Raw genomic sequence first — 726 nt, 5'->3', positions numbered from 1 at the left:
TGATAAAGTTTTCGCTAAATCGTGCTCACAACCTTTTGGCAATACCGATGCGTGCCAAAAAAAAGAATCGATTAAAAATAGTTTTAATCCTTGGGGACTATTTATAAGTTCAGCAGAGGCAATGCCTCTTGCTATACCGCCTCCTGTCATTTCTAGTAGTGCGACGATGGCCGCAGGAACACAAAACCAATCAAATAATGATAAAGCGGCACGCGCACTGTCTCAGGTTGCGGGAAAGTTTAAGGATAAATCACTCGATAACTTACGCTTTGTTGTTGAAACCTCACCTGTTATTAATTTCTCTTTAATGCTGTTTAAAGCCTTGCAGTTTCCTGATGATACGCAGCATACAGAAGAAGAATTAAGGCAAATGCAAGAAGTCAAAAGCCGTATTCGTGTGCAGATAATAGAACCCGAAGGTGATGATGTTTACCCTACAGTCAGAGCTTTTCATGTTGGCGATGGTGACGACAAAGTACCTGTTCGGTATGTGGGTAAGAACGCACAAGGTCAATATTCGGTCGCATTAGAAGAAGGTGGCCCAACGATATATTGGTCACCAGACGAGACTGGAAATCAAGTACCCCATACAACGCCGTCTCAAGATGATGGTGTGTCATTCGATGATATTTGGGTAAATCCACTCAGTGATGCGGTTAATGACTCATCGACTGTATTACCGATGCCTGCTGAGAGTGATTGGCAAGATAGAATTCTTGTGTTCCC

General features: G+C 42.7%; 1 protein-coding gene. It reads left to right on the top strand.

Going from position 1 to position 726, the window contains the following annotated elements; all coding sequences use genetic code 11:
* A partial coding sequence (locus C9J46_RS21375; protein ID WP_199190665.1) for an S-type pyocin domain-containing protein occupies positions 1-726 on the top strand: 726 nt, incomplete at both ends.

Origin of the sequence: Photobacterium sp. GB-36 (assembly GCF_003026135.1) — a bacterium.
Taxonomy (GTDB): domain Bacteria; phylum Pseudomonadota; class Gammaproteobacteria; order Enterobacterales; family Vibrionaceae; genus Photobacterium.
This window is presented reverse-complemented; position numbering and strand designations above follow the sequence as displayed.